Annotated in this window: 22 protein-coding genes and 1 pseudogene; 11 read left to right on the top strand and 12 right to left on the bottom strand. The window is 62.4% G+C overall.

What is annotated here, in order from left to right; translation table 11 throughout:
* Nucleotides 1-83 precede the first annotated feature (83 nt).
* The 3 genes from ctaC to GUY37_RS09385 are packed head-to-tail and all read left to right on the top strand — an operon-like array spanning nt 84 to nt 3,048.
* On the top strand, nt 84-956 hold the full coding sequence (ctaC, locus tag GUY37_RS09395; protein ID WP_082819349.1) for an aa3-type cytochrome oxidase subunit II: 873 nt from the start codon (nt 84-86) through the stop codon (nt 954-956).
* On the top strand, nt 953-2,650 hold the full coding sequence (gene ctaD / locus GUY37_RS09390; protein ID WP_062861637.1) for an aa3-type cytochrome oxidase subunit I: 1,698 nt from the start codon (nt 953-955) through the stop codon (nt 2,648-2,650). The genes ctaC and ctaD overlap by 4 nt, the downstream gene beginning before the upstream one ends.
* Complete coding sequence (locus tag GUY37_RS09385) at nt 2,647-3,048, top strand: cytochrome c oxidase subunit 4 (protein ID WP_166824857.1); 402 nt, start codon at nt 2,647-2,649, stop codon at nt 3,046-3,048. Before ctaD ends, GUY37_RS09385 begins: the two co-directional genes overlap by 4 nt.
* Nucleotides 3,049-3,390: 342 nt before the next feature.
* Here GUY37_RS09385 and GUY37_RS19495 read toward each other — a convergent pair.
* A pseudogene (locus tag GUY37_RS19495) lies at nt 3,391-3,656 on the bottom strand (transposase); the annotation flags it as partial.
* A 281-nt stretch (nt 3,657-3,937) separates the two neighbouring features.
* Nucleotides 3,938-4,246 carry a DDE-type integrase/transposase/recombinase gene (locus tag GUY37_RS19490; RefSeq protein WP_051505182.1) on the bottom strand — a complete coding sequence of 103 codons (309 nt, stop codon included), beginning with the start codon at nt 4,244-4,246 and terminating at the stop codon, nt 3,938-3,940.
* Between the two features lie 419 nt (nt 4,247-4,665).
* Between GUY37_RS19490 and GUY37_RS09375 the strand changes: the two genes are divergently transcribed.
* Entirely contained in the window at nt 4,666-5,601 is a 936-nt protein-coding gene (locus tag GUY37_RS09375) for a cytochrome c oxidase assembly protein (protein WP_025778321.1), read from the top strand.
* Nucleotides 5,602-6,829: 1,228 nt separating this feature from the next.
* On the opposite strand, the gene qcrB is transcribed toward GUY37_RS09375, so the two are convergent.
* The 4 genes from qcrB to ctaE are packed head-to-tail and all read right to left on the bottom strand — an operon-like array spanning nt 6,830 to nt 11,062.
* On the bottom strand, nt 6,830-8,455 hold the full coding sequence (gene qcrB / locus GUY37_RS09370) for a cytochrome bc1 complex cytochrome b subunit (protein WP_062861640.1): 1,626 nt from the start codon (nt 8,453-8,455) through the stop codon (nt 6,830-6,832).
* Complete coding sequence (qcrA, locus tag GUY37_RS09365; RefSeq protein ID WP_062861641.1) at nt 8,452-9,495, bottom strand: cytochrome bc1 complex Rieske iron-sulfur subunit; 1,044 nt, start codon at nt 9,493-9,495, stop codon at nt 8,452-8,454. The genes qcrB and qcrA overlap by 4 nt, the downstream gene beginning before the upstream one ends.
* A 49-nt stretch (nt 9,496-9,544) precedes the next feature.
* Nucleotides 9,545-10,330 carry a cytochrome bc1 complex diheme cytochrome c subunit gene (gene qcrC / locus GUY37_RS09360; RefSeq protein ID WP_062861642.1) on the bottom strand — a complete coding sequence of 262 codons (786 nt, stop codon included), beginning with the start codon at nt 10,328-10,330 and terminating at the stop codon, nt 9,545-9,547.
* Nucleotides 10,331-10,387: 57 nt separating this feature from the next.
* Nucleotides 10,388-11,062 (bottom strand): aa3-type cytochrome oxidase subunit III, encoded by a 675-nt coding sequence (ctaE, locus tag GUY37_RS09355; RefSeq protein WP_173152165.1) that lies wholly within the window; start codon nt 11,060-11,062, stop codon nt 10,388-10,390.
* A gap of 179 nt (nt 11,063-11,241) precedes the next feature.
* On the opposite strand from ctaE, the gene trpD reads away from it, so the two are divergent.
* Complete coding sequence (gene trpD / locus GUY37_RS09350; RefSeq protein ID WP_025778326.1) at nt 11,242-12,363, top strand: anthranilate phosphoribosyltransferase; 1,122 nt, start codon at nt 11,242-11,244, stop codon at nt 12,361-12,363.
* Here the strand turns inward: trpD and GUY37_RS09345 are convergent.
* From GUY37_RS09345 to GUY37_RS09335, 3 genes are read right to left on the bottom strand one after another with little or no spacing between them, the layout of a single operon-like run.
* The gene (locus GUY37_RS09345) at nt 12,331-14,088 is read right to left on the bottom strand and encodes a DEDD exonuclease domain-containing protein (RefSeq protein WP_025778327.1); all 1,758 of its coding nucleotides are present in this window, start codon (nt 14,086-14,088) and stop codon (nt 12,331-12,333) included. The genes trpD and GUY37_RS09345 overlap by 33 nt on opposite strands.
* A 47-nt stretch (nt 14,089-14,135) precedes the next feature.
* Nucleotides 14,136-14,588 (bottom strand): hypothetical protein, encoded by a 453-nt coding sequence (locus tag GUY37_RS09340; RefSeq protein WP_025778328.1) that lies wholly within the window; start codon nt 14,586-14,588, stop codon nt 14,136-14,138.
* Between the two features lie 28 nt (nt 14,589-14,616).
* Entirely contained in the window at nt 14,617-15,405 is a 789-nt protein-coding gene (locus GUY37_RS09335; protein WP_166824854.1) for an alpha/beta hydrolase, read from the bottom strand.
* 106 nt (nt 15,406-15,511) lie between these two features.
* On the opposite strand from GUY37_RS09335, the gene GUY37_RS09330 reads away from it, so the two are divergent.
* Together GUY37_RS09330 and GUY37_RS09325 are read left to right on the top strand one after the other, a co-directional pair.
* Complete coding sequence (locus tag GUY37_RS09330) at nt 15,512-16,348, top strand: lysophospholipid acyltransferase family protein (RefSeq protein ID WP_228278454.1); 837 nt, start codon at nt 15,512-15,514, stop codon at nt 16,346-16,348.
* A 249-nt stretch (nt 16,349-16,597) separates the two neighbouring features.
* Nucleotides 16,598-17,179, top strand: a complete 582-nt coding sequence (locus GUY37_RS09325) for a MerR family transcriptional regulator (protein ID WP_025778331.1) — start codon at nt 16,598-16,600, stop codon at nt 17,177-17,179.
* Between the two features lie 213 nt (nt 17,180-17,392).
* Here GUY37_RS09325 and GUY37_RS09320 read toward each other — a convergent pair whose 3' ends face one another.
* Nucleotides 17,393-18,238: a ParA family protein gene (locus GUY37_RS09320; protein ID WP_166824851.1), complete on the bottom strand. Its 846-nt coding sequence runs from the start codon at nt 18,236-18,238 to the stop codon at nt 17,393-17,395.
* A 175-nt stretch (nt 18,239-18,413) separates the two neighbouring features.
* On the opposite strand from GUY37_RS09320, the gene GUY37_RS09315 reads away from it, so the two are divergent.
* Genes GUY37_RS09315 through GUY37_RS09305 form a run of 3 tightly spaced genes read left to right on the top strand, consistent with a single transcriptional unit; the run spans nt 18,414 to nt 23,220 of the window.
* Complete coding sequence (locus GUY37_RS09315; protein ID WP_166824848.1) at nt 18,414-21,815, top strand: pyruvate carboxylase; 3,402 nt, start codon at nt 18,414-18,416, stop codon at nt 21,813-21,815.
* Entirely contained in the window at nt 21,808-22,314 is a 507-nt protein-coding gene (locus GUY37_RS09310; RefSeq protein WP_166824845.1) for a peptide deformylase, read from the top strand. Before GUY37_RS09315 ends, GUY37_RS09310 begins: the two co-directional genes overlap by 8 nt.
* Nucleotides 22,315-22,365: 51 nt before the next feature.
* Entirely contained in the window at nt 22,366-23,220 is an 855-nt protein-coding gene (locus tag GUY37_RS09305; RefSeq protein WP_166824842.1) for a 3-hydroxybutyryl-CoA dehydrogenase, read from the top strand.
* An 86-nt stretch (nt 23,221-23,306) separates the two neighbouring features.
* On the opposite strand, the gene GUY37_RS09300 is transcribed toward GUY37_RS09305, so the two are convergent.
* Nucleotides 23,307-24,566 (bottom strand): aminotransferase class I/II-fold pyridoxal phosphate-dependent enzyme, encoded by a 1,260-nt coding sequence (locus tag GUY37_RS09300; protein ID WP_166824839.1) that lies wholly within the window; start codon nt 24,564-24,566, stop codon nt 23,307-23,309.
* A 129-nt stretch (nt 24,567-24,695) separates the two neighbouring features.
* Here GUY37_RS09300 and GUY37_RS09295 point away from each other — a divergent pair, with 129 nt between their 5' ends.
* Nucleotides 24,696-25,430, top strand: a complete 735-nt coding sequence (locus tag GUY37_RS09295) for a class I SAM-dependent methyltransferase (RefSeq protein ID WP_166824836.1) — start codon at nt 24,696-24,698, stop codon at nt 25,428-25,430.
* Nucleotides 25,431-25,482: 52 nt separating this feature from the next.
* Here GUY37_RS09295 and GUY37_RS09290 read toward each other — a convergent pair whose 3' ends face one another.
* The gene (locus GUY37_RS09290; RefSeq protein WP_166824833.1) at nt 25,483-25,953 is read right to left on the bottom strand and encodes an Hsp20/alpha crystallin family protein; all 471 of its coding nucleotides are present in this window, start codon (nt 25,951-25,953) and stop codon (nt 25,483-25,485) included.
* Nucleotides 25,954-25,974 lie beyond the last annotated feature (21 nt).

Genomic DNA, 25,974 nt, shown 5'->3' with positions numbered 1-25,974 from the left:
GTAGCGGTAGTCTTGTAGGTGACAGAGTAAGTACACGTCTCTCGGTCTGACCTGGAGACGCAGAACGTTGTGAAAGGCTGCACGTGGATTCTCCGAATCAGTCAGGACCGCAGCGGTCCTGGGCGAAGCGGCTCGGCATTCTGAGCGCAGTATTGATACCGGTACTGCTATCGGGTTGCACCAAAGAGCAGATCGCCACGGGATTTTTCCCCGTCGAATCGAAAGGCGCTACGAACCACACGGACGCCTATACAGCGCTGTGGAACGGCGGTTGGATCGCGCTTCTCATCGTCGGAATCATCGTGTGGGGCCTCATGCTGTGGGCGATGGTCGCCTATCGCCGCCGCAAGAATGATCGTGGACTGCCAGTGCAGTTGCGCTACAGCATGCCGATTGAAATCCTCTTCACTGTGACTCCGATCATTCTCGTGCTCGGATTCTTCTTCCAGAACGTCCAGGTTATGGAAAAGACCGTCGACGACAGGACTCCCGGTGAGCAGGTCATCGAAGTCGCTGCCAAGCAGTGGGCGTGGGATTTCAACTACGAGACCGAGAACGTCTACTACGGCAGCAAACAGGTCGAACTCGATGGCACTCCGGAGCCAGCAAAAAAGGTGCCGACCCTATATCTTCCCGTCGACACCGACCTGGAGATCCGCCTGCATTCTCGTGATGTCATTCACTCTTTCTGGGTTCCTGCGTTCCTCGAGAAGCGCGATATGATTCCCGGGCGCGACCAGAGTCTGCACTTGCGTGCGGAGAAGGAAGGCGAGTACGTCGGCAAGTGTGCCGAACTGTGCGGTGAGTACCACTCGGAGATGCTGTTCAATGTGAAGGTCGTATCCAAGGCGGAGTACCAGGAGTACACACAGTCGCTTGCCGATCAGGGCAACACAGGCCAGCTGGGTTCGGAGTACGATCGCAACTGGTACCCGAAAGAAGGTGCTGAGAAATGACTGCCACGATGAATCAAGCGGCGCTTGACGTTCCGGCTGTGCCCCGGAGCAAGGGCCGGATCATCGTCGACTGGATCACGTCGACTGACCATAAGACGATCGGGTACATGTACCTCATCGGTTCGTTCTTCTTCTTCTGCGTCGGCGGGGTGATGGCGCTCATCATCCGCCTCGAGCTCTTTGAGCCCGGTATGCAGATCGTGGAAACCAAAGAACAGTACAACCAGCTGTTCACCATGCACGGCACCCTGATGCTTCTGATGTTCGCCACACCGCTGTTCGCCGGCTTCGCCAACGTCATCATGCCGTTGCAGATCGGCGCCCCGGATGTGGCGTTCCCACGCTTGAATGCCTTCGCATTCTGGATGTTCCTCTTCGGCAGCCTCGTGGCTCTCTCCGGGTTCCTCACGCCGCAGGGTGCGGCATCATTCGGCTGGACGGCCTATGCGCCCCTGAGCAATACGACCTTCACTCCAGGAGCCGGCGGCAACTTGTGGGTTCTCGGACTTGCGTTGCAAGGGTTCGGAACGATCCTCGGATCGGTCAACTTCATCGCCACTATCATTACGATGCGTGCTCCGGGTATGACGATGTTCCGCATGCCGATTTTCTGCTGGAACGTACTCATCACCGCGATTCTCGTGCTCATGGCTTTCCAGCCCCTGGCAGCCGCGTTGCTGGTGCTCGCTTCAGACAGGATTCTGGGATCGAATGTCTTCAGTCCCGGAAACGGTGGGCCGATACTTTGGCAGCACCTGTTCTGGTTCTTCGGCCACCCGGAGGTATACATCATCGCGTTGCCGTTCTTCGGTATCGTGACCGAAATCTTCCCGGTGTTCAGCCGAAAGCCGGTCTTCGGGTACAAGGAGCTCGTCTTCGCGACCATCACCATCGCGGCTCTTTCTGTGACAGTCTGGGCTCACCATATGTATGTCACAGGTGTTGTCGCATTGCCGTTCTTCGCCTTTATGACAATGCTTATCGCTATCCCGACAGGGGTGAAGTTCTTCAACTGGATCGGCACAATGTGGCGGGGTTCGATCACATTCGAAACTCCGATCGTGTGGTCTATCGGCTTCATGGCTACCTTCCTCTTCGGCGGACTCACCGGCGTCATTCTGGCGAGTCCTGCGCTCGACCAGCAGGTCTCCGACACCTATTTCGTCGTTGCTCACTTCCACTACGTCGTATTCGGCACCGTCGTGTTCGCGATGTTCGCAGGCTTCTACTTCTGGTGGCCGAAGTGGACGGGCAAAATGCTCAACGAAAAGCTTGGTCACATTCATTTCTGGATGCTGTTCATCGGATTCCACGCAACTTTCCTCGTGCAGCACTGGCTGGGCGCCGACGGTATGCCGCGTCGCTATGCCGATTACCTTCCGCAGGACGGCTTCACATGGATGAATCAGGTATCGACGGTCGGTTCGCTGCTGTTGGGTCTGTCTATGGTCCCATTCTTCTGGAATGTCTGGATCACCCATCGCAACGCTCCGAAGGTTACAGTCGATGATCCGTGGGGCTATGGCGGATCCCTGGAGTGGGCCACCTCTTGTCCGCCCCCGCGGCATAACTTCACCTCATTGCCCCGAATTCGTTCTGAACGGCCTGCCTTCGACCTCAATCACCCCGAGTTGCTTGAGTACAGCGGGAACGGTCATGCAGAACCCCAGCTCACAGGAGACAACGCCAAATGAAGTCATCGATCTACGTCTTCAACATCTGCGGTCTGTTCTTCATCGCGGTCGGGATCTTCTACGGCGTCTTCACCGACTTCACCGAACTCGTCGGATTCCCGGCGCTGCTCCTCGTCGGTCTGATGGCCCTGATGATCGGTGTCTACCTCTGGTTGACGGACCGTCGCGTCGGGCGCCAGCCTCAGGACAACGACGACGCCGAGATCTCCGAGGCCGACGCCGACTACGGGTTCTTCAGCCCGTGGAGCTGGTGGCCGATCGTCAGCGCGGGAGCTGCCGCCGTCTCGTTCTACGGAATCGCGATGGGCTGGTGGATCTTCCCGTTCGGTGTCGTGCTCGGCATCGTCGCGCTTGTCGGTCTCACCTACGAACATGACCGCGGTGACTTCGCTCACTGAAGTTGTCGCCGTGAACGGAAACAACTGACAATTGATTCGCCCACGTGGCCCGAACTTGCATAGAGTTCGGGCCACGGTGCCTTTCGCTCCGGAATCGACAGGCTTCTCGCTTCTTCAGGGGTTGAGACTAAGGCGCGCGGGCTGTACAGTCTTCGAGGTCCACGCTTTTGTGGAGGTGCCCCTATGCCTTGATTCATGAGGCATCGGTGTGATTCTTCGAAAGTTTCGAGTCGGACTCGATGGCAGGGGTAATCGGATCGGGGTCCTACTCCCGAATTGATCAGGTACCTCGCGACAGGACTGCTCAGGCAGCTGGCACCGCCTCGGGGGTGTGGAGGTAGACGCCGTCGACAACGGGTCATTCAGTGCCGCGAACGCGGACAGGAACAAGGCTCGTTTGGGGAACTTGTTGGTCCAGCGGGACGTATGGTCGCCGCGGCCCCTGACCGCTGCGAAGTCGGTGCCAGTCCGGCATACGATGATAGGTGTCCGGCTGATTCGAAGTCCTTACCCACGATCTCGGTCAGAATCCTCGCAGTAGCCCTGACGCCGTCCGCCGGCATCGACGTTTGGAGCTCGAAACGCGGATGCGACTGGACCAGTTCCTCGATGGATGCCAGGATTTCGCCCCGCGACTGCTACATCTGCGCCGACGAGTTTGTCTAGCCCCAGGTTTGATGGAGAGTCTTCTACTTGGAGTTCATGACTCTCACACGAGTTACGCGGTCCGTGGCATCGTGCTGTGAGGGTCAGCTCGGAACGCTGTGGGAGTCGCTGCTCCTAGCGCACCGTGTGGTCAATAGGTGGTGGACCAGTGCGCCCGCTCCGCCGTGGCGAGCCCGACATGATCAATGCCTTTCCACGGGTTGCTATTCCGTATCCACTCAGCCTATACAGCGAGTTCGAGGCTTCGCAAGACGCTATCGTCTGAATCGCCCCTCGATCCGGCAGACGCGACGGCGAGTTGTTCGGTCAGGGCATCGTCATGGCGGATTGCCCGATACTGGCCTCCGCGATCCGAGTGCTGTACCAGCCCGCACAGGTCGCCACTGGGACCTCGACTCTGATAGATCCCCTTCTGCAGGGCATCAGGAGCCGACTCGGTGTGCACTGACCTCGATTCCTGCCAGCCGACGATCTCGCGATCGAACATGTCGGTGACGAACGCGAAGTAGACCCACCCGGCGGATGCGTGCACATAGGTGATGTCAGGCTCCTACCACCGGTCAGTAGCGAAAGTGGCGAAGTACCGATCAATGCAATCGGTCACACTGCTCTGACCTCTCGGTGTTCGAAGCCGTGGACGGCCCTATACGGTGCAGTCCGAGGTCTCTCGACAGTCGTTCGATCGGCACCGGAGAACAATTCCGGGATCGTGTAGAGAGCTGTTCGTCGATATGGCAGACGCTGCCGCGTCGGGCAACAGGGTCGGTTTCGAGAAGGACCATGCTGCGGTCTGCTCTCTTACGAAGCCTTATGGGTACTTCTTTTGGGGCATGACAGATAAGTCCTTTTCGTGGCTTCACTGTGTCGGCTATGTTTCTGTACCTGATTTCTGAGTTCGACTTGGTTGAGCCTATACTGGCATCACCAGGGCCAATTGAAAGACGAGGAACAGTGAACGACGCTGCTGACTTGGTGCAACAGGTGCCGCTTTGGCTCCGTTTCGACTTCACTTCTGCGTCATGGATCATCGCTGCTCTTTCCGCGGTTCTGTGTGCGCTCTATCTGGCAGGTACATTCAGGCTGTGGTCTCAACGTCGATTTTGGAATCCGGCCCGCGTGCTTTCCTTTGTCTTGGGTTGCGTTATCGCATTCCTAGTAGCGACTTTGGGAGTGAACGCAGCTGCGCCGCATTCGCTGACCGCACTGATGTTTCAGCAGATCACCTTAATGACTATGGTCCCCCCGCTTCTGCTTACCGGAGCTCCCGGTGTGCTGCTCCTTCGGTCGATGCCACACGGTAGATTCGGCAGTTTCATCCTCCGGGTGGGGATCGGCGGCCTACGTTCGAAATGGACAAGCAGTTTGCTCCATCCCGCAGTGCCAATCGTTATAGCGCTTCTGGCATTTCCCGCTCTGTACCTGAGCGACGCGGTCAGCACATTCGTGTCGACGCGCGCTGGAATGGACGCTCTTCTGGCGATGTTCCTTTTCGGCGGAATCCTCGCCGCTGTTCCACTTTGGTCGGTTGATCCGCTGCCTCGAGTGCAATCCTTCCCCTCTCGATTCATTGACATTGCAATCGAACTTCAGATTCACGCCGTACTCGGACTGACCTTCCTGCGAATCGGACGGCCCATATTCGATCAGTATGCAGTGGCGACTAATGGAATCGATCCCGTGTACGACCAAGCAGTTGCTGGTGCGCTTCTGTGGACTTACGCCGAAATGCCATTGTTCCTTGTGCTGATTATCTGCCTGGCTCGCTGGTTTGCGCAGGAACAGAAATCACACAAAATCAAACAGTCCAGCGAGGACGCGGCAATGGATTCTTACAATGAGTATCTCTTGAGTCTGAACGATCATGACAGATTGCACAAGCAACACTGAATCGGTTGACTTCTGAAGCTCACACGCAGCGGCGGCAAGCCGATACGGTCTCTCGGCAGCAAGCTGACTGATCGGCAGTAACTCGCAGTCATCGTCGACCGCTACGTCCGCGCGGATTGCCTAGCCTCCGCGGTCGATGGCGTCTTTTCCACCTGAAGTACATCGGTCCGCGCTCGCGTTGCGAAGCCCGTGGCATCGAAACGACATAGTCCTACTCGAAAGTCATAGGGATTGGCCCCGCCGAGTGCTCTTTGTGAACTGTACGAGGTGAGACTGTCCATCTACAACGCTTTGGCGATCTCGATAGCATCAATGCCAATACACGAAACTCTGCTCCGGATCTGGTCGACTTTGTAAAGTGAGTTCAGTATCTCGGCGAAAACGTTACCGTTTGAATCACCCCTGGACCCGGCAGTCGTGACGGAATCTTAGTCGGCCGAGGCCCCGTAATTCGAATCACCCGATATTGGACCACGCCATTCGAGCGATGCTCCGGTCCGGACAGGCCGCTGCCGGTTCTTCGACGCTGGCAGACCCGCGTGTGCAGGGTGCCAAGAGTCACCTCGGCATGCAATGGCTTCGATATCTGCCAGCCTCGATTATCTCCGGGGTGACTCATCAGCTTACCCGAATCGGTCGTGTTGAGAGCAGAGAACCGTAGGTTGCGGACCGAGTTGGGCGGCGCTGAGATAGCTGCCGAAGCTCTGAAGCGAGGTTCGGAATGTCTTCTGCGGAGGAACTCGACCGAATCTCGAAATAGGCACCTTCCACAGATTCGTCCATTCCTGAACCATAATGAAATCGGAACAGAAGATAGGTTGAGTTCTTCCAGACAGATCAGGATCTCCGAGGCCGGACCGATCGTGAGGGCTATGAAGAACCGAGGACATAGACGCGGCGGAGCACATGGCATGTCTCTGCGCGTTCCTCAGAATGCATTGACAGGGTGGGCAGCCGTTAGGCACCAAGTCTGAGGAACCTAACGTTGCAGATTGTGGAATGCAGCGAGCGGAGCGGGAATTGAGTTGGGCACGAGCACTGTTGGTGCGCCTATCATGTACCGAACAGACTGTGACTGGCCTACTGCAGGCGAGACAGAATAGCCGGGTAGCGCCCTTCTGGGGGTAAAGCCGGAGCACGGAATGCCCTGGTTCAACGAAGGAACGAATAGAGAAAGGGGCTCAGCAGTTGAACCGCTGAGCCCCTGAAACACTGATCAAAGGACCGATCAGTGTCCGAGCTGTTTGTTGTCCGAACCCTCGAGGGCAGCGTTGTTGTGGTGAGGAGCTTCGAGCTCCTGCTTCGTCACCGGAGCCACACGGTCTTCAAAGAAGAACCGAGAGAGTCGCGCACGCAGCTTCTCTGTTCCAGTGATCTTGCCCTCTGCATTCGGCTCCGCAGGGATGTAACTCGGAGATTCGAACGCCGTAAGCTTCCACAGTTTATGCGGAGGAAGAGCCTCGTGGCGTTCAAGGAACTCACCGTGGGGCAGACGAATGATCTGGGCTGTCTCCCGTCCGTGCAGAGCGATCTCACGGTCCTTGCGCTGAAGCGCGAGACACATACGTTTGGTAATGATGTAACCGATGATCGGTCCGAAGAAGAATAGGAATCGGAAGATGTAGATCATGTCGTTGAGCGACATCTGAAAGAACACTGCAATGATGTCACCCGATGCAGCCGCCCACATGTTGCAGTAGAAGATGATTCCTGCAACGCCGATGGCGGTACGAGTTGGATTGTTACGGGGACGATCGAGGATGTGGTGTTCCCGATGATCCTTCTGCAGCCATGCCTCGAAGAACGGGTAGATGAACATGACTGCGAACACGCCGCCCATGACGATCACGGCGCTGTTGATGTTGAGCGAGATCGGCCATCCGAAGATATAGAACTCGAACCAGCCCGGAACGATACGAAGGAATCCGTCCGCCCAACCGATGTACCAGTCAGGTTGGGTGCCGGCCGAGACCGGTGAAGGGTCGTAGGGACCGTAGTTCCAGATCGGGTTGATCGTGAACAGAGCCGAGATAAGCGAGAGCAGACCGAAGATGAGGAAGAAGAATCCTCCACCCTTCGCCGCGAAGGTAGGCAGGACCGGTTCTCCGACCACATTCTTCTCGGTGTTTCCCGCTCCCGGGTACTGGGTGTGTTTGTGCACGACAACGAACATCAGGTGTATGCCGATGAGAGCGATCAGCAGGGCCGGCACGATCATGATGTGCAGGGTGTACAGACGGGCCACGATGTCGATGCCCGGGAACTCGCCGCCGAAGAGGAAGAACGAGATGTAGGTTCCGACGAGCGGCAGCGACTTGAGGATGCCGTCGATGATTCGTAGGCCGTTGCCGGATAGGAGATCATCAGGGAGAGAATATCCGGTGAAGCCGGCAGCCATACCCATGATGACGAGCAGAACACCGACGATCCAGTTGAGTTCGCGAGGACGGCGGAATGCTCCAGTGAAGAACACGCGAAGCATATGAACGCTCAATGCAGCGACGAACAACAGGGCGCCCCAGTGGTGCATCTGTCGGATGAACAGACCACCGCGTATCTCCAATGAGATCGCTAGCGTGGAATCGTAGGCCTCGGAGATCTCGACACCCCGTAGCGGAAGCCAAGGTCCTTCGTAGCGCAGCTCGCCCATGGCGGGCTGAAAGAAGAACGTAAGGAACGTTCCGGACAATACGACGATGATGAAGCTGTATAGAGCGACCTCGCCGAGCATGAATGACCAGTGAGAAGGGAAGATCTTGCGACCGAACTCGCGGACGAGGACCGATGCCCCGACGCGGGATTCGGCGAAGCTTGCGGCCTTCCCGATGGTGGTGGTTGGCTGAGTAGTTCTCATCGGTTGTTGATCTCCCAGAACGTAGGTCCGACAGGCTCAGGGAAGTCCGACTGGGCAACCAGGTAGCCTTCGCTGTCCACTGTGATAGGCAGCTGAGGAAGCGGTCGTTTGGCCGGTCCGAAGATGACCTTGCAGTGTTCCGTCACGTCAAACGTCGACTGGTGGCAGGGGCACAGAAGGTGGTGCGTTTGGTGCTCGTACAGTGCCACCGGGCAACCGACATGCGTGCAGATCTTCGAGTAGGCGACGATTCCGTCGTGCGACCAGTCCTTGCGGTCCGGATCTTCTTTGAGCTGCTTGGGATCGATGCGCATGAGCAGCACAGCGGCTTTGGCCTTCTCGTTCAGCGGGTGCTCGGCCGCCTCCTCATCGCCGATGCCCGAAGGCAGGACGTGGTAGGCCGAACCGATCGTGACTTCGTCTGCCTTGATCGGGCGCTCCGAGTCAACCGAAGGGATTCCGCCGACATCACGAATGAGGCGTGTGCCCTTCTGCCACAGCGTGTTGAACATCTTGTCGCCCGGCAGCGGACCCAAGTCTCGGAAGACGAGGACCGCGGGCAGCGGTGCGATCGCCAGTGCGGCGATGAGCGTGTTGCGCAGCAGGGGACGACGGGCGATGCCAGACTCCTCCTTGGCTTGGTGGAGGATCTCGAGCGCAATAGCTTGGTCCTCTTCGCTGCCGCCGATGTCGTGGCGTTCGTCGATGCCCTCGTGATCGCTCATGAGATTCTTGGCCCAGAGCACGGCACCGAATCCGATGGAGAACATCGCGACAGCGGCACCTAGACCGACGAACATGTTGTGGAGGCGGATGCTCTGCATCGATTCGCCGGGGGTGAACAGGAAGTACGCCACGATGAACCAGATGGTTCCGATCATCGAAAGGATGAACCAGGCTGCCACCTGTCGTTCGGCGATCTTCTCGGCGCGAGGATCCGAGTCGGCAAGGCGCGGTTTGTGCTCGGGCAACCCAGGGTTAGTGAACCCGTTCAACTCCTCGAGCTGGCTGCCGCCGCCGGAGTGCTCTTTCGAGGTCATTGAATTCCCCGTCTATTCTCGTAGTTGATGGTGAACGACACTGCCTGACTCACTTGGCTCTGGATGACAGCCACACTGTCAGGCCGATGACGGCAGCAAGTCCGAAGAACCATATGAACAGGCCCTCTGCGACTGGACCCAGTGATCCGAGCTTGAATCCGCCGGGGGAGGGGTTGTCCGAGACTTCCCGGACGTAAGCGATGACATCGCGCTTGTCTTCAGGAGTCAGGTTCGCATCGTTGAAGATCGGCATGTTCTGCGGGCCGGTCTGCATCGCTTCGTAGAGGTACTTCTCAGAGACTTCGGACAGATTCGGTGCGTACTTGCCGCGGGTCAGTGCACCGCCGGAGCCGACTACGTTGTGGCACATGGCGCAGTTGGTGCGGAACAGACCGCCGCCGGCAGCGGGGTCACCCTTCGAAGCATCAAGGTACTCGTCTTCCGGGACTGCCGGCCCGGGGCCGAGCGAAGCAACATAAGCGGCGAGCTGAGCAGTCTGCTCTTCGTCGAACTGCGGTTCCTTGACACGAGCCTGCGGTCCGTTGGCCTGCAGCGGCATGCGTCCGGTGCCGACCTGGAAGTCCACAGCAGCGGCGCCGACGCCGATGAGTCCGGGGCCGGCCTTCGACCCTTCGGCGTTCAGTCCATGACAGGTTGCGCAATTCGCCAGGAAGAGCTTCTTGCCTTCTTCAACCTCAGAGGCACTGGCTGTGTCCGCCTTGGCGCTCGAGGTCTGTGTAAAAAGTGCATAGGCGCCGCCGGTCAGCAGCAGCCCCACGAGCAGCAGCGCGACCAGCGCCATAGGGTGTCTGCGGCGATCTGCTAATAGCTTCACTTGATCGTCCTTTGCTTGAAGTGTTGGGTGTCGTGAGTGCCGGGCATCACAGGCCGGCTACTGGAGCAGGTAGATGATGCCGAACAGACCGATCCAGACGACATCAACGAAGTGCCAGTAGTAGGACACGCAGATTGCGAATGTGGCTTCATGCTGACCGAACTTCTTGGCTCCGTAGGCACGTCCGATGACGAGCAGGAAGCAGATGAGTCCGATGGTCACGTGAATGCCGTGGAAGCCCGTGGTGAGGTAGAAGACGGAACCATAACCGTCAGAGCTGATTGAGATGCCTTCGCTGACAAGGGTCGCGTACTCCATGACCTGGCCCGAGACGAAGATCGCACCCAGAGCGAAGGTGAGGTAGAACCACTCGATCATTCCCCATTTGGCGATATTGAACAGGGACCCGGTTCGTCGAGGGCGGAACCGCTCGGCTGCGAACACACCTATCTGACAGGTGAACGATGACGAGACCAGGATCAACGTGTTGCCGAGAGCATAGGGAATGTTGAGGACGGGAGTCCTCGCTTCCCACAGCTCCGGAACGACTGACCGGAGGGTGAAGTACATGGCGAAGAGCGCGGCAAAGAACATCAGGTCGCTCGCGAGGAACACGATGAAGCCCACCGTGGTCACATTCGGACGATTGACAACCGGATGTGCTGGCGCTGTTTGAGATGCAGTGGCAGTTGACACACCCCCATTATTACCCGTCTCGGGGTGAGTTTTCATCTTTTACCCAGGTTTCGAGAAAGAAATTTCTACACGACGTAGCAAAATCCGCGATCTGGTGCCGAAATCTCAATTCGGAGACCGCTTCCGCCCGCGTGTCGCAGACGCGATAGTATGCCGCAGGTAAGGTCCGCCCCATGGTTCGGGGCGACGGAAACACCTAGTGAGAGTTCAGACGGATGACCGATTCCAAGCCCATGACCACCTCGGCAGTCCAGGCTTCCGAGGCCCGCACCACGGTTTCTGCGGCCGCTGAGAACTGGCCGGATCTGCTCATGGCTCTCATGCATCAACAGGACCTCGAAGGTGACCAGGCAGCGTGGGCGATGGATCAGATCATGTCGGGCAAGACCCCTGATGTGACAATGGCCGCATTTCTCGCCGCGCACCACACGAAGGGCGAGACGGTCGAAGAGATCGCCGGCCTCGTGGCGGCGATGATGGACCACGCTGTTCCCCTGCCCGGGCTCGAAGACTCCGTCGATATCGTCGGCACCGGCGGCGACCGAGCGAAGACGGCGAACATCTCGTCGACGGCGGCGATGATCATCTCCGCGACGGGGCAGCGAGTCGTCAAACACGGCAACCGTGCGACATCCTCGGCGTCGGGATCGGCCGATGTGCTCGAGGCCCTCGGGGTGCGATTCGACATCACCCCCGAACAGACCGGTCAGATCGCCCAAGAGGTCGGATTGGCCTTCTGCTTCGCCAACGTCTTCCACCCGTCGATGCAGTTCGTCGCCGCGGTGCGGCGCCAGATCAACGTCCCCACCGCGTTCAACATCCTCGGCCCCCTGACGAACCCGGCACGGGCTCGGCACACGGCCATCGGCGTCGCCGATGCCCAGATGGCTCCGCTCGTCGTCGGCACCCTGGCCAAGCGCGGGCACCAAGCGGTGGTGTTCCGGTCACGTGACGGTCTCGACGAGTTGAGCAACACCGCAGTCAACGATGTCTGGGAAGTCCGGCACGGAGAGATCGAACACACATCGTTCGACGCTCTCGACCTCGGCATCGAGCGGGCGACGAAAGAGGATCTGCGCGGCGGCGGCCCGAATGAGAACGCTGCTATCACTCGCGCAGTCCTCGACGGCGAGCGATCCGCCGTGCGCGACATCGTGGCCATCAACGCCGCGGCGGCTCTCGTGGCCGCCGACGACTCGGCTGTGGGCTCCTTCACCGAGCGTTTGGCTCAGAAACTCGAGACTGCGGTGGCAACGATCGACAACGGGGGCGGTGCGGACAAGCTCCAGCAGCTCATCGACGTCTCACACAGGGTCGCTGAGACGAACCGCTCCTGAGCTGTGAGCGTGGCTGGTCGCTCCCTGCCGGGGCAGCGACCAGCCATGACCGTCTGAGGGAGTCACGGAGACGAGCTCGGCGGTCTCCAGCCAGCCGGCCAGCAGTCGCGACTCCTCCGCTAGCGAGTCCGTCTCCTGCGGCAGCGCTCCGGGGGCAGGGACCCATTCGGCCGTCGAATGCAGCGCCGACAGGGAATCTCCCATGGCCTGCCTGGTCGACACATGGCCGGCACCGGCGAGTTTCCCGTGGCGGATGATCGCCAGGTCCCAGCCGGAGTCGAAACCGGGGGCCGCCGCAATCAGTTCGGGAACTCTCCGCAGGGCTGTGACCTGTTCGGCCCGTGCCGCGATGGACACCGCCGAACGCATTGCGTCACGGACCTCGGCGGCCGTTTCGAACCGGGCCTCTCCGGACAGTCGCTGCATCCGCTCAGCGGCCAAGCGCTGGAGTGAGGACAGGTCCCCACCGAGCAGGGCGAAGAGTTCGCGGATCGAACTCCGATAGTCATCGACATCGGTGATCCCAGCGCAGGGACCGCCGCACTGACCCACCTGCGCACTCACACAGGGACGATGTTCGCCGAGGCTGCGCTGCGTGATCGTTGCCGTGCACCTCTTGACCGGGTAGAGGGTGTCGAGGAGTTCCTTGACGGCCTGCGCCGACTTCCGTGACCGGAACGGTCCCAGCGGCGGGGCGGGTGAGCGTTCGAGCGCCGAGTTCGCCCGAACCACCGACAGTCGGGGGAAGAGCTCATCGCTCAGCACGATCCACGAATTGCGTTCCGGGTTCTTCGACCGTCGGTTGTACGGCGGCGCCAGCTCTCCGATGAGACGAATCTCGCGGACTTCGGCTTCCAGCGCGTGGGCGCAGGGCAGACAGCTGACCTCCTGTGCCGCGGTGATCATCTCGGCCATGCGGCCACGGTTCTCCGAGGCGTTGAAGTACCCGCGCACCCGCCTGGCCATATTTCCGGACTTGCCGATGTAGAGCACCCGGCGAGTGCCATCGAGGAACATGTAGACGCCGGGCTCCGGGGGAACGTCCTTGGCCAAATGGGATTTCGCCTGACGCTTCGCCCACCCCGACTGTCTGACGGTCGACAGCTCCTCCAGCGTCGTCACACCGTAGCCGCCGAATCGTTCGAACAGGTGGTGGAGGAGCTCGCCGGTGGCACGAGCATCGGAGAGCGCACGGTGATCGGGCTCGACCTGGGTGCCGAAATGAGCGGCGAGCGTCGAGAGTTTGTGGTTGCGCACTTCGTCGCGGCCGACGACGCGCCGGGCCAGCGTGACGGTATCGAGGACCGTGGGCGCCGGCCAGTGGTAGTCGAGGCGTTCGCAGGCCGAGCGGAGGAATCCGATGTCGAAGGGCGCATTGTGTGCCACCAGCACCGCACCGACGGAGAATTCCAGGAAACTCGGCAGAACCGAGCTGATCGGGGGTGCGTCATCGACCATCGCATGAGTGATGCCGGTGAGCCGGGCCACGAACGGGCTGATCACGGAGTGTTCCGGCTTGATTAGGGACTGGAACTCGCCGATGACCTCGCCGCCGCGAGTCTTGACCGCGCCGATCTCGGTGATCTCCGACTGCCCGGCTCGGGTGCCTGTCGTTTCGAGGTCGACGATGACGAAGGTGACGTCGGACAGGGGAGTTCCGAGGCTGTCGAAGGACAGCTGAGTGTTGTGCAGTGCGCTGGGTGCGCGGTCGAAGGGGACGGTCATGATGCCCAGTCTCTCAGGTGACGCTGACACGAAGCGGTCAGCATCGCTCACACCGAGGATCCGTCGCCGTCGTCGGCGGAACGATGGCTCGGCAGATGGAAGAACAGACCGACCGCGCCGCCGATGCCGACAGCCAGACCGATGAGCAGGTACCACCCGGGCAGCGGCCTGAAGAAGATGATGCCGATGAGCAGGAGAACGACCGCGCCGAGAGCCGCGGCCCAGGACAGCACCAGGGTGGGCGAAGCGGTGCGCCACCCGATCGGCTCCGCCGGTTCGCGCTCCCAATGCTCGGTGTCTTCGAGGGCGTCGCGAACATCCTCGGCGGGCATATCACCCGTCGTCGCCGAGGGTTCTGCGATCTGCCGGACGAGGTCGTCCCAGTCCTCGTCGCTGATGCGCGAGCGGTCGTGCCCGATCCTCTCCGGATCGGGAACGTCTCGTCGCCAGTCCTCCCGGCCCTCGTCGTCGGGGGTCGAAGCGGTGCCCTCGTCGTTCATACCTCAATCAGCAATTCCATGGCCTCAGCTATTCCCCGGCCTCGGACTGACAGGGCACGGTCGTTTCGGTGGAGACCGCCTGCAGGACCGCCTCTGCGATGGTGTTCGCATCGAAATCAAGGGTCGCCACATGGCGGGACCGGCGGAGGGCGACGATCCTCGGCGGGCGCGGAAGGTCCGATCGCAGCGCACGCAGCGTCCGCGGACTCACGACATTGTCCTCACCGGAGATCATGGCTGTGACGGGACAGGTGACTTTCCACAGATCGTCGCGCAGTGTCCGCAGCGCACGATGGAACGTCGCCAGGGGAGCCACAGGCGTCCGTTCATAGGCGTACTCGTCGCGGTCCGGGTGGGCGATGTCGCCGCCGATCGACGGAATCGTGCGCACGACGTGCCTGAGCACCGGCAGCAGGGGAGCGAAGGGAGAGTCGATGTAGAGAGCAGGATTGACCACGACGATCTCGTCGGGCGCGCCCTCTGCCGCCGCCAGGGCAAGTGCCAGGGCCCCACCCATCGACAGCCCGGCGACGACGACACGCTCGTGGTCGGCCTGCAGCCGACCCAGCTCGGTGCGCGCCTCGCCGAGCCAATCGGACCATCCAGTGGAGTCCATGTCCTGCCAAGAGGTGCCGTGCCCGGGCAGTCGGGGGACGCTGACGTCGATGCCCTCCGCCGCGATCGCGCGGGCGATCGGCACCCAGGAGACGGGCGAACCGGTGAGTCCGTGCAGAAAGACAACCGCCGAGGCCGAACCGCCGTCGAGGCTGCGATAGGCGGCCGTCGGATCCGCCCCGAGTGTGAAATCGATCTCCATGCTCCCAGCATGGCACGGATGAGTCCGCGACGGACTTCGCTGTTCACCGTTCGTGTCGATATATGATTGCCGAGGACGACAAAGAGTCGTAGTCGGAAGGGTGCGCGTGTTCTACTGGTTTCTCAAGCGAGTCCTCGCCGGACCCATCCTGCGGATCCTCTTCCGTCCGTGGGTGCGGGGCCTGGACAATCTGCCGTCCGAGGGCCCGGCGATCATCGCAGGAAATCACAACCACTTCATGGACTCGATCTTCGTTCCGCTGCTCGCTCCGCGTCCCGTCGTCTATCTGGCGAAGAAGGACTACTTCACCGGCCGCGGAATCAAGGGTGCGGTCACTCGGTGGTTCTTCAAGCTCAACAATCAGCTCCCCATGGACCGCGGAGGCGGATCGGGATCTCAGGCTTCGCTCGAATCGGGTCTGAAGGTCCTCCGTGAGGGCAACTCACTGGGCATCTATCCCGAAGGCACGCGTTCGCCCGACGGAAAGCTCTATCGCGGACGCACCGGCATCGCGCGTCTCGTCCTCGAGTCCGGCGCGCCTGTGGTTCCAGTGGCGATCATCGGCACGGACAAGCTGCAGCCTGCCGGTCGCCTCGTTCCCAAACTGCGGCGTGTCGGAGTCGTCTTCGGCGCACCGATGGACTTCTCGAAGTATGCGGGTCTTCCCGTCGACCGTTTCATGCTGCGGTCGGTCACCGACGAGATCATGTACGAGATCATGCGCCTGTCCGGGCAGGAATACGTCGACACCTATGCGTCGACGGTCAAGACCAAGCTGCTGACGAGCGCGAAGCCGAAGAAGTCGGAATCCGATAAGGACGCAGCCACGGGCGCGTCCAAGGACGGCGATGCCGCGACAGGCAATGGAGAGGCGAAGACGCAGGGCTCCTCCGGCCGGGGCGCGCCCGGATCCGACAGCGACGAGCCGTCGCCGTCGGCCTGATTCCCTGATTCCTCGCCTCGGCCCACCCTCAGCCGCCTGAATCACATCCATGTGACATGTTCGAATACTGCGGTAACAGCGACACGCGGAAATTGTTACCTCGGGGTGTTTGTCCTGGCCGGGACGCCAGAATACCTTGGAGTTGTTGAATCCCACTGTAGGTTCGCTGGGAAGAGGGCTAGAATGACTATGTTCTCGGTCCTTCCAAGCGACCTTCGCTTCCCCCAGGGACTTAAAGGAGGAGTCGGTGTGAACCGCTCAAGTCATGAAAGCGTCGACATGACGCCGATGCCGTCAGCGGCCCAGGGCCTGCTGTTCGATGATGATCTGCCCGTGCTCGATGAAGAGGCCGGCTACCGCGGTCCCACAGTCTGCAAGGTCGTCGGCATCAGCTATCGTCGTCTCGATTACTGGGCGCGCACCGATCTGGTGACCCCGTCGATCCGCAATGCGACCGGATCCGGCAGCCAGCGGCTCTACAGCTTCCGTGACATCCTCGTCCTCAAGATCGTCAAGCGACTCCTCGACACCGGCGTCGGGCTGCAGTCGATCCGCACGGCGGTTGAGCACCTGCGCTCCCGCGGCGTCGAGGATCTTTCCCAGATCACTCTCATGTCCGACGGCGCGAGCGTCTTCGAATGCACGTCACCCGATGAGGTCGTCGACCTCCTCCAGGGTGGTCAGGGCGTCTTCGGGATCGCCGTGGGGCGCGTCTGGAACGAAGTCGAGGGAACGCTCTCCGAATTCCCGAGCGAACGCATTCCCGAAGACGATGCGGCGCTCGAAGCCATGGACGAACTCGCAGCACGACGCGCACGCAAGTCCGGCTGACAGCCGACAGAGTTTCTGCACCATCACCGAGGCGGCCCGCTCAGATCGAGCGGGCCGCCTCGGTTCTTGGCTGGGTCGTTCCGAACGCGGTCGCTCCGAACGCGGTCGTTCCGATCGCGACCTGAGAGTTCTCATCAACTGCAGAACTGCCGCCGCGAACCTGGGTTCGGGGCGGCAGTCGACGATCTGCTGGGGGAGCAGCGGCTTAAGCGCTCACTTCTTCTCGGTCTGCTGAGCGCCGTTCTTGGCCGGGGCCGGACCGCGTCGGCCCCGGATGTTCTCCGAGCGCAGCGCACGCTCCAGAAGAGCGTCGAACGAGCCGGCGACCTCTTCAGCCGGTTTGCCGGGCCAGGAGTGGATCGGTCGCGCCGAACCCTGAGCCTGCTGCATGACCGCGCGTTCGGCCAGAGGGGGATTGAGCACGAGCGGACCGAACATCTCACGCATCTCCTGGATGCGGTAGTCGTGTTCGGTCGAACCGGCCCGCACCCGGTTGACGACGAGTCCGAGAGGCTGCAGGTCGGAGGCACCGCGCTGCCGCAGCTCATCGGTCGCACGCAGGGCTCGATCGGCGGCCGCGACGGAGAACAGACTGGGCTCGGTCACGACCGCGACGCGATTGCTCGCCGTCCACGCCGTGCGGGTCAGGCCGTTGAGGCTGGGCGGACAGTCGATGAGGACGAGCCGGTAGCCTTTGGCGATCCGCGTCAGGGCGTCTTCGAGTCGGCGCAGATAGCGCTCGGACAGTGAAGGCCGATCGAATTCCGCAGCGCGCGGAGAACCGGAGATCACGTCGAGGTGGCCGAGCCGGTCTCCGACCCACCCGGAGGGGATGATCGCCTCGGACAGGATCTTCTGGGACTTCGGAGCAGCGAGCACATCGGCGATGTCGACACGCGTCGAGGTCGGCACATCGAGGCCGGTCGACGAGTCCGCCTGCGGGTCCATGTCGACGACCAGAGTGGGAATTCCTCTGTTGTAGGCCGCCGAGGCCAGACCGAGCGTCACGGATGTCTTACCGACTCCGCCTTTGAGGCTGCTGATACTGAGGACAAGCACGCTCCTACGTTAACGTATCGGCGGCTGCCGAGCCGTGCCGACCACGCCGAGACTCACGTCTCAGTCCAAAGTCGACCCCCGAGTGCAGGGGTGTTCCAGGTCACTTGTAGAGTATGTTTCCGACAGCTTGTCGACCAGTCGCCCAGTGCGGCCGATACAGAAGTGAGAGACACCTATGTTCTCCAAAGTCCTCGTGGCCAACCGCGGAGAGATCGCCGTCCGCGCTTTCCGTGCCGCCTATGAGCTCGGAGCCTCCACCGTCGCAGTCTTCCCGTATGAGGATCGCAACTCCGAACACCGGATGAAGGCCGACGAAGCCTACATGATCGGCGAGGAGGGCCACCCCGTCCGCGCGTACCTCAGTGTCGAAGAGATGCTGCGGGTGGCGAAGGAGAGCGGCGCCGACGCCATCTACCCCGGGTACGGATTCCTCTCCGAGAACCCCGATCTGGCACGTGCCTGCGCTGACGCGGGCATCACCTTCATCGGGCCCAAGGCCGATGTGCTCGAACTGGCGGGAAACAAGGTCCAGGCGCTGGCGGCCGCACGCAATGCGGGCATTCCGGTGCTCGACTCGACACGACCCTCGGCCGATATCGCGCAGCTGCTCGCCGATGCCGAATCGATGGAATACCCGCTCTTCGTCAAGGCCGTCGCAGGCGGCGGCGGCCGCGGAATGCGTCGCGTGGCTCAGGCGACCGAGCTCGAGGATGCGCTGAAGGCCGCCATGCGCGAGGCCGAAGGCGCCTTCGGCGACCCCACGGTCTTCATCGAGCAGGCCGTGCAGCGCCCCCGACACATCGAGGTCCAGGTGCTGGCCGACAACGATTCGAACGCCATCCACCTCTTCGAACGCGACTGCTCCGTGCAGCGCCGCCACCAGAAGGTCGTCGAGATCGCTCCGGCGCCGAACCTCGACCCCGAGATCGCGGCCGCCCTGCACGCCGATGCCCTGAAGTTCGCAAAGGCGCTGGGCTATCAGAACGCCGGCACCGTGGAGTTCCTCCTCGAGACCGACGGACCGCGCGCAGGCAAGCATGTGTTCATCGAGATGAACCCGCGCGTCCAGGTCGAACACACCGTGACCGAAGAGATCACCGATGTCGACATCGTCGCATCTCAGATGCGCATCGCCGCCGGGGCCGGCCTCGAAGAGATCGGCCTGCGACAGGACGAGATGCGTATCAAGGGTGCCGCCCTCCAGTGCCGCATCACCACCGAGGATCCTGCTAACTCGTTCCGTCCCGACACCGGAACGATCACTGCCTACCGCTCGGCCGGCGGTGCCGGCGTGCGCCTCGACGGTGGAACCGTCCACGCCGGTGCCGCCGTCAGCCCCCATTTCGACTCGATGCTCGTGAAGCTCTCCTGCCGCGGCCGGGACTTCGCTCAGGCCGTCGGCCGGGCCAAGCGGGCGCTGGCGGAGTTCCGCATCCGCGGGGTGTCGTCGAACATCGGCTTCCTGCAGGCCGTTCTCGACGATCCCGCATTCGTCGCCGGCGACCTCTCCACGTCCTTCATCGAAGAGCGCCCGCAGCTCTTCGACGCACGCGTGAGCGCCGACCGCGGGTCGAAGCTGCTCGACTACCTCGCCGACGTCACCGTCAATCGGCCCCATGGCGAACCGGGGCTGCGCATCCGCCCGGGCGACAAGCTCCCGAACATCGACCTCTCGCAGGCTCCCGCCCCCGGCAGCCGCGACCGCCTCGCCGAGCTCGGTCCGGAGGGCTTCGCGCGTGCCCTGCGCGAGCAGACCGCGCTGGGCGTCACCGATACGACGTTCCGTGACGCTCACCAGTCACTGCTCGCCACCCGCGTGCGCACCCGCGATCTGCTGGCCGTGGCCGGACACGTGTCCCGGATGACGCCCGAGCTGCTGAGCATCGAGGCCTGGGGCGGTGCCACCTATGATGTGGCTCTGCGCTTCCTCGGTGAGGATCCCTGGGAACGCCTCGAGGCTCTGCGCGCCGCGGTGCCCAACATCAATCTGCAGATGCTGCTGCGCGGCCGCAACACCGTCGGCTACACTCCGTACCCGACCGAGGTCACCGACGCCTTCGTCGACGAGGCCGCTCGCACGGGCATCGACATCTTCCGCATCTTCGATGCGCTCAACGACGTCGAGCAGATGCGCCCGGCGATCGAAGCCGTGCGCGGAACGAACTCGGCGCTGGCCGAGGTGGCTCTGTGCTACACCTCGGACATCCTCGACCCGACCGAAGAGCTCTACACGCTCGACTACTACCTGCGCCTGGCCGAGCAGATCGTCGAGGCCGGAGCCCATGTGCTCGCCATCAAGGACATGGCCGGTCTGCTGCGCCCTGCTGCCACGGCCAAGCTGGTGACGGCTCTGCGGGAGAACTTCGATCTGCCCGTCCACGTCCACACCCACGACACCGCCGGCGGCCAGCTGGCCACCCTCTATGCTGCTGCCGCCGCCGGTGCCGATGCCGTCGATGCCGCTTCGGCGGCCATGGCCGGAACGACCAGCCAGCCGAGTCTCTCCGCCCTCGTCGCCGCGTTCGAGAACACCGACCGCGACACAGGCATCAGTCTCGACGCCGTCAGCGATCTCGAGCCCTACTGGGAGTCGGTGCGCAAACTCTACGCACCCTTCGAATCCGGTCTCGCCGGACCGACCGGTCGCGTCTACCGCCACGAGATCCCCGGCGGTCAGCTGTCGAACCTGCGGCAGCAGGCCGTGGCCCTCGGGCTGGGGGAGCGGTTCGAAGACATCGAACACATGTACGCGGCCGCCGATTCGATCCTCGGCCACCTCGTCAAGGTCACCCCGTCGTCGAAGGTCGTCGGCGATCTGGCGCTCCATCTCGTCGGTGCCGGCGTCTCACCGGAGGAATTCGCTGAGAACCCGGACAAGTTCGATATCCCGGATTCGGTGATCGGCTTCCTCAGCGGCGACCTCGGTGACCCTCCGGGCGGATGGCCCGAGCCGTTCCGCACGAAGGCCCTCGCCGGCCGCTCCGCCAAGCCGCTCGTCGAACACCTCGAACCCGCGGATGCCCAAGCCCTGCAGTCACCGGGCCGGGAGCGGAAGGACAAGCTCAACGAGCTGCTGTTCCCCGGACCGACGAAGGAATTCCGGACGATGCGCTCGAACTACGGGGACCTGTCCGTCGTCGAGACCTCCGAATACCTCTACGGCCTCACCGGCGGCGAAGAACACGCCGTCGAACTGGCGAAGGGCAAGAACCTGCTCATCGGCGTCCAGGCCATCGGCGGAACCGACGAACGCGGAATGCGTTCGGTCATGTTCACCCTCAACGGACAGCTGCGTCCGCTGCAGGTGCGCGACCGGTCCGTCGAAAGCGAAGTCAAGACGGCGGAGAAGGCCGACCCGAACAACCGCGGTCATGTCGGCAGCCCGTTCGCCGGCGTCGTGACCATGCAGGTCCACGAGGGTGACACGGTCGCTGTCGGAGACACCGTTGCCACGATCGAAGCCATGAAGATGGAAGCGACGATCACCACGCAGACGGCCGGAACCGTCTCCCGCGTGGCCATCGCTGATGTCCAGCAGCTCGAAGGCGGAGACCTCGTCGTGGTGATCGATGCCTGAACGCGAGATCCGGCTGTGGGGCGACCCCGTGCTGCGCAGCAGGTGTGAGACGGTGACCGTCTTCGACGATCACGTCGAAGCCCTGGCCGCCGACCTCGTCGACACCGCACGGCCCGAGGGCCGTGCGGCCGTGGCCGCCCCGCAGATCGGGGTCGGCCTGCGGGCTTTCGGCTACGACCTCGACGGTCGCACCGGCTATGTCATCAACCCGGAGATCGTCGAGCTCGGCAGGCAGCTGCGTGACATCGAAGAAGGCTGCCTGTCCGTGCCCGGACTGTTCTTCCCCACCCCGCGCTACGAGTTCGCTCGGGTGCGCGGGGTGGATGCGCAGAATCAGCCGATCGAGATCGAGGGCACGGAGGTCTTCGCCCAGATGCTCCAGCACGAGGTGGGTCACCTCGACGGGCAGGTCTACATCCAGACTCTGCCCGGAGAGCGCCGGCGGGAAGCCATGAAGGCCATCCGCTCGGCCGACTGGTTCCTCGCGCGGATGTCCTGAGCACATCGATACGCACACCATCGACCACAATGACCTGAGAAGGAGAAGTTCTTGAGCATTCAGCGCACAGCCGTCATCGGCAGCGGACTCATGGGAGCCGGAATCGCCGAGGTGCTGGCGAAGTCCGGTCTCGACGTCATCGTCCGTGAGATCAACGAGGAGGCATCGGCCGCCGGCCGAGCCCGCATCGAGAAGTCCCTGGCCCGCGCCGTGGACAAGGGCAAGCTCGATGCCGCTGCCCGCGACGAGGCCCTTGGCCGACTGCAGTTCACCACCGACATCGGTGATCTCGCCGACCGTCAGCTCGTCATCGAAGCAGCCAGCGAGAACGAAGACATCAAGAAGTCGATCTTCGCCGAACTCGACCAGGTCGTCACCGACCCGGAGGCCATTCTCGCCTCGAACACCTCGTCGATGCCGATCATCCGCTTCGCTCAGGCGACCTCGCGTCCCGAACGCGTACTCGGCGTCCACTTCTTCAACCCGGCACCCGTGCAGCCGCTGGTGGAGATCGTCTCCTCGGTCCTCACCGCCGACGACGTCCGTGACACCGTGACCTCGTTCGTCGACGAGGTGCTCGGGAAGAATCCGATCCAGGCTGATGACCGCCCCGGGTTCATCGTCAATGCCCTGCTCATCCCTTACCTGCTCAGCGCGGTGAGGATGCTCGAATCCGGGTTCGCGACGAAGGAGGACATCGACGCAGGCATGGTCGGCGGCTGCGCCCACCCGATGGGCCCGATCAAGCTCGCCGACCTCGTCGGCCTCGACACCTGCCTCTACGCTGCCCAGAGCATGTATGAGGAGACCGGCGATCCGGCCGCGAAACCGCCGATCCTGCTGTCGCGCATGGTCGATGCCGGACTGCTCGGTGTGAAGTCCGGACGCGGCTTCTACGACTACTGAACCGACTACCATGGACCAGACAGGTCCGCCCCGAACCATTCGGTTCGGGGCGGACCTGTTTTAAGTCTGCAGGCAGCGTAGGTCTTTCAGCCGGCCAGCAGCTTCTCATAGCTGGCCAGTCGCACGCATGCCACGAGACCCTGAGCCGCGAGTTCGACCTCATCGAGTGTCGGCATCGTCGGGGCGATGCGGATGGTGTTGTTGTGCGGGTCGAGTCCGTACGGGTGAGTGGCTCCGGCCGGCGTCAGCTTCACACCCGCCTCCCCGGCGAGTTTGACCACTCGATCCGCGATGCCCTCCATCGTCGTCAGGGTGATGAAGTAACCCCCGTCCGGTGAGGTCCACTGGGCCAGTTCATCTGCTCCGAGGCCGTCTTCCAGCGCCGCAAGGACGGCATCGAACTTCGGAGCGACGATCTCTGCATGCCTGCGCATATGCGCTTCGACCCCGGCGGGTTCGGAGAAGAACCGGACATGGCGCAGCTGGTTGATCTTGTCGGGGCCGATCGCGACCTTCCCGAGGTTCGCTCGCATCCAGTCGACCGTGGCCGGGCCGCCTGCGAAGAACGACACACCGGCACCGGCATGCGTGATCTTCGATGTCGAAGCGAAGATCCATGCTCGTTCGGGATTGCCTGCCTCGGCGCACAGAGAGAGGATGTCGACATTGTCCGGATGGTCCTCACGCAGATGGTGCACCCCATAGGCGTTGTCCCACAGCAGAGCGAAATCGTCCGCCGCGGTCGGCATGGCCGCGAGCTCCCGTGCCCGCGCCTCGGTGATGGTGATTCCGGTCGGATTGGAATACATCGGCACCAACCACATGCCTTTGACCGCCGGGTCCTCGGCCAGACGCTGCGCTTCGGAGATGACGGGTCCCTCGTCGTCCATCGGGATGGTCAGAAGCTCGAATCCGAGGGACTCGGCCAGGGTGAAATGACGGTCGTAGCCGGGCACGGGGCACAGCAGTTTGTGCGGGCCCCGACCCCACGGGCGGTCGTCGACTGCTGTCCCGTGCATGAGCGCGAAGGTCAGCGCCTGGGCCATGAACGTCAGCGACGCATTGCCTCCGGCCAGCAGCTGATTCGCCGGCACCTTGAGCAGCGGGGCGAAGATCTCACGCAGTTCGATGAGTCCGTCGAGCCCACCATAGTTGCGAGTGTCGACACCACCTGGGGTGAACACGTCGTCACCGCTGACCGCGGTGAGCAGATCGGCAGCGAGGTCGAGCTGCTCGGGGGCGGGCTTGCCGCGGGTGATGTCGAGGTCGAGGCCGCGTGAGGCGAATTCCTCATAGGCGGCGGAAGCCTCATCCAGTCGGGACTGGAGATCGGACGGTGCGGACATGCTGACTCCTCATGGCTGGGAACGGGCCGTTGACTCCATCCTATCGACTCGCTGGCTGACAACGACGCTAGAGTGGTCTGCAGCGGTCGCCACGACGACCGACCGAAGTTCGGCGAAAGGCAGGGGCAGATGGTGCGACCACGCGCGCAGGCCGCACACGGGCGCCGCTTCGGTGCCCAGGCCGGAGTCTATGACGAGGTGCGCCCCGGCTATCCTCAGACGGCTCTGGACCTGGCGCTGACCGGTTGGGACCGGAGCTGGTCCGATCTGCAGGTCTGCGACCTCGGTGCAGGCACCGGAATCCTCAGCCGTCGGCTGCTTGCCCTCGGCGCCGATCTCATCGCCGTCGATCCCGACACAGCCGCGCTCGAACGCAATCCTGCGCCCACCGTGGTCGGCACGGCCGAGGACACGGGTCTGGAAGCCGAGAGCCTCGACCTCGTCACGGTCGCTCAGGCCTGGCATTGGTTCGACGAGGCGAGTGCTGCCGCGGAAGTGGCCCGCATCCTCCGACCGGGAGGCCGACTGCTCATCCTCATCAACCAGCTCGATGTCCGTGTCGACTGGGTGCTGCGCCTGAGCCGGATCATGCACGCAGGCGACGTGTACCGACCTCAGTACCGGCCTCAGCCCGGCCGCGGTCTGACGCTCACCGAGAACAGACTCGTCGAATTCGCCACGGAGGTCTCCGTCGATGGAATCGTCGACCTCGCTCGCACACGCTCCTATTGGCTGCGCTCGGACGAGAAGACCAGGGACAGAGTCGAATCGAATCTGCGCGAATATCTCCGTGTCGAACATCCGATCCCGGACAGGGTGGAGCTGCCGTACATGTGTCTGGCCTACCTGCTTCAGCGCCGCTGAACGCACGAAGCGGGCCCCACCCGCGTTCGGGTGGGGCCCGCGTTCAGCGGATTCAGCTGCCGACGCCGGGAGAGCGGGGTTCGTCCGCCGCGGACGATTCGACCACCTCGGGGGCGGTCTGTCCGGAAGCGTGCGAAACGGAGATCTTCCGCGGACGGGCCTCCTCGGCGACGGGGATCGTCAGTGTGAGGACGCCGTCGCTGTAGTCGGCACGGATGCGATCCAGGGCCACCCTGTTGCCGAGCGTGAGCTGGCGGGCGTAGGTGCCGTTGGTGCGTTCCCTGGTCAGCCACTTCACGTCCTTGTCGGCGACCTCGGATTCGCGGCGGGCACGAACCGTGAGCGTGCGGTCTTCGACGTCGACATCGATGCTGCTCGGATCGACTCCGGGCATGTCGATGCGGGCGATGAAGACTTCGCCGTCACGGTAGAGGTCCATCGGCAGAGTGGTGGCGTTCGGGGTGCGGGTGACCTCGGAGAAGAATCGGTCGAGGTCGCGGATGGGGTCGAAACGTGTAGCCATGTGCTTCCTTTCGTTCGGGTC

The sequence above is a fragment of the Brevibacterium limosum genome (genome assembly GCF_011617705.1).
GTDB classification, from domain to species: Bacteria; Actinomycetota; Actinomycetes; order Actinomycetales; family Brevibacteriaceae; genus Brevibacterium; species Brevibacterium limosum.
The sequence above is the reverse complement of the archived record's forward strand: the minus strand, read 5'-3'. Positions and strand labels throughout refer to the sequence as shown.

Bases quoted from the DNA above. Each gene is read 5' to 3' on its own strand.
- ctaD (WP_062861637.1), top strand. From the start codon at position 953: ATGACTGCCACGATGAATCAAGCGGCGCTTGACGTTCCGGCTGTGCCC.
- GUY37_RS09385 (WP_166824857.1), top strand. From the start codon at position 2,647: ATGAAGTCATCGATCTACGTCTTCAACATCTGCGGTCTGTTCTTCATC.
- qcrB (WP_062861640.1), bottom strand. From the start codon at position 8,455: ATGAGAACTACTCAGCCAACCACCACCATCGGGAAGGCCGCAAGCTTC.
- qcrA (WP_062861641.1), bottom strand. From the start codon at position 9,495: ATGACCTCGAAAGAGCACTCCGGCGGCGGCAGCCAGCTCGAGGAGTTG.
- ctaE (WP_173152165.1), bottom strand. From the start codon at position 11,062: ATGAAAACTCACCCCGAGACGGGTAATAATGGGGGTGTGTCAACTGCC.
- trpD (WP_025778326.1), top strand. From the start codon at position 11,242: ATGACCGATTCCAAGCCCATGACCACCTCGGCAGTCCAGGCTTCCGAG.
- GUY37_RS09345 (WP_025778327.1), bottom strand. From the start codon at position 14,088: ATGACCGTCCCCTTCGACCGCGCACCCAGCGCACTGCACAACACTCAG.
- GUY37_RS09340 (WP_025778328.1), bottom strand. From the start codon at position 14,588: ATGAACGACGAGGGCACCGCTTCGACCCCCGACGACGAGGGCCGGGAG.
- GUY37_RS09335 (WP_166824854.1), bottom strand. From the start codon at position 15,405: ATGGAGATCGATTTCACACTCGGGGCGGATCCGACGGCCGCCTATCGC.
- GUY37_RS09315 (WP_166824848.1), top strand. From the start codon at position 18,414: ATGTTCTCCAAAGTCCTCGTGGCCAACCGCGGAGAGATCGCCGTCCGC.
- GUY37_RS09310 (WP_166824845.1), top strand. From the start codon at position 21,808: ATGCCTGAACGCGAGATCCGGCTGTGGGGCGACCCCGTGCTGCGCAGC.
- GUY37_RS09300 (WP_166824839.1), bottom strand. From the start codon at position 24,566: ATGTCCGCACCGTCCGATCTCCAGTCCCGACTGGATGAGGCTTCCGCC.
- GUY37_RS09295 (WP_166824836.1), top strand. From the start codon at position 24,696: ATGGTGCGACCACGCGCGCAGGCCGCACACGGGCGCCGCTTCGGTGCC.
- GUY37_RS09290 (WP_166824833.1), bottom strand. From the start codon at position 25,953: ATGGCTACACGTTTCGACCCCATCCGCGACCTCGACCGATTCTTCTCC.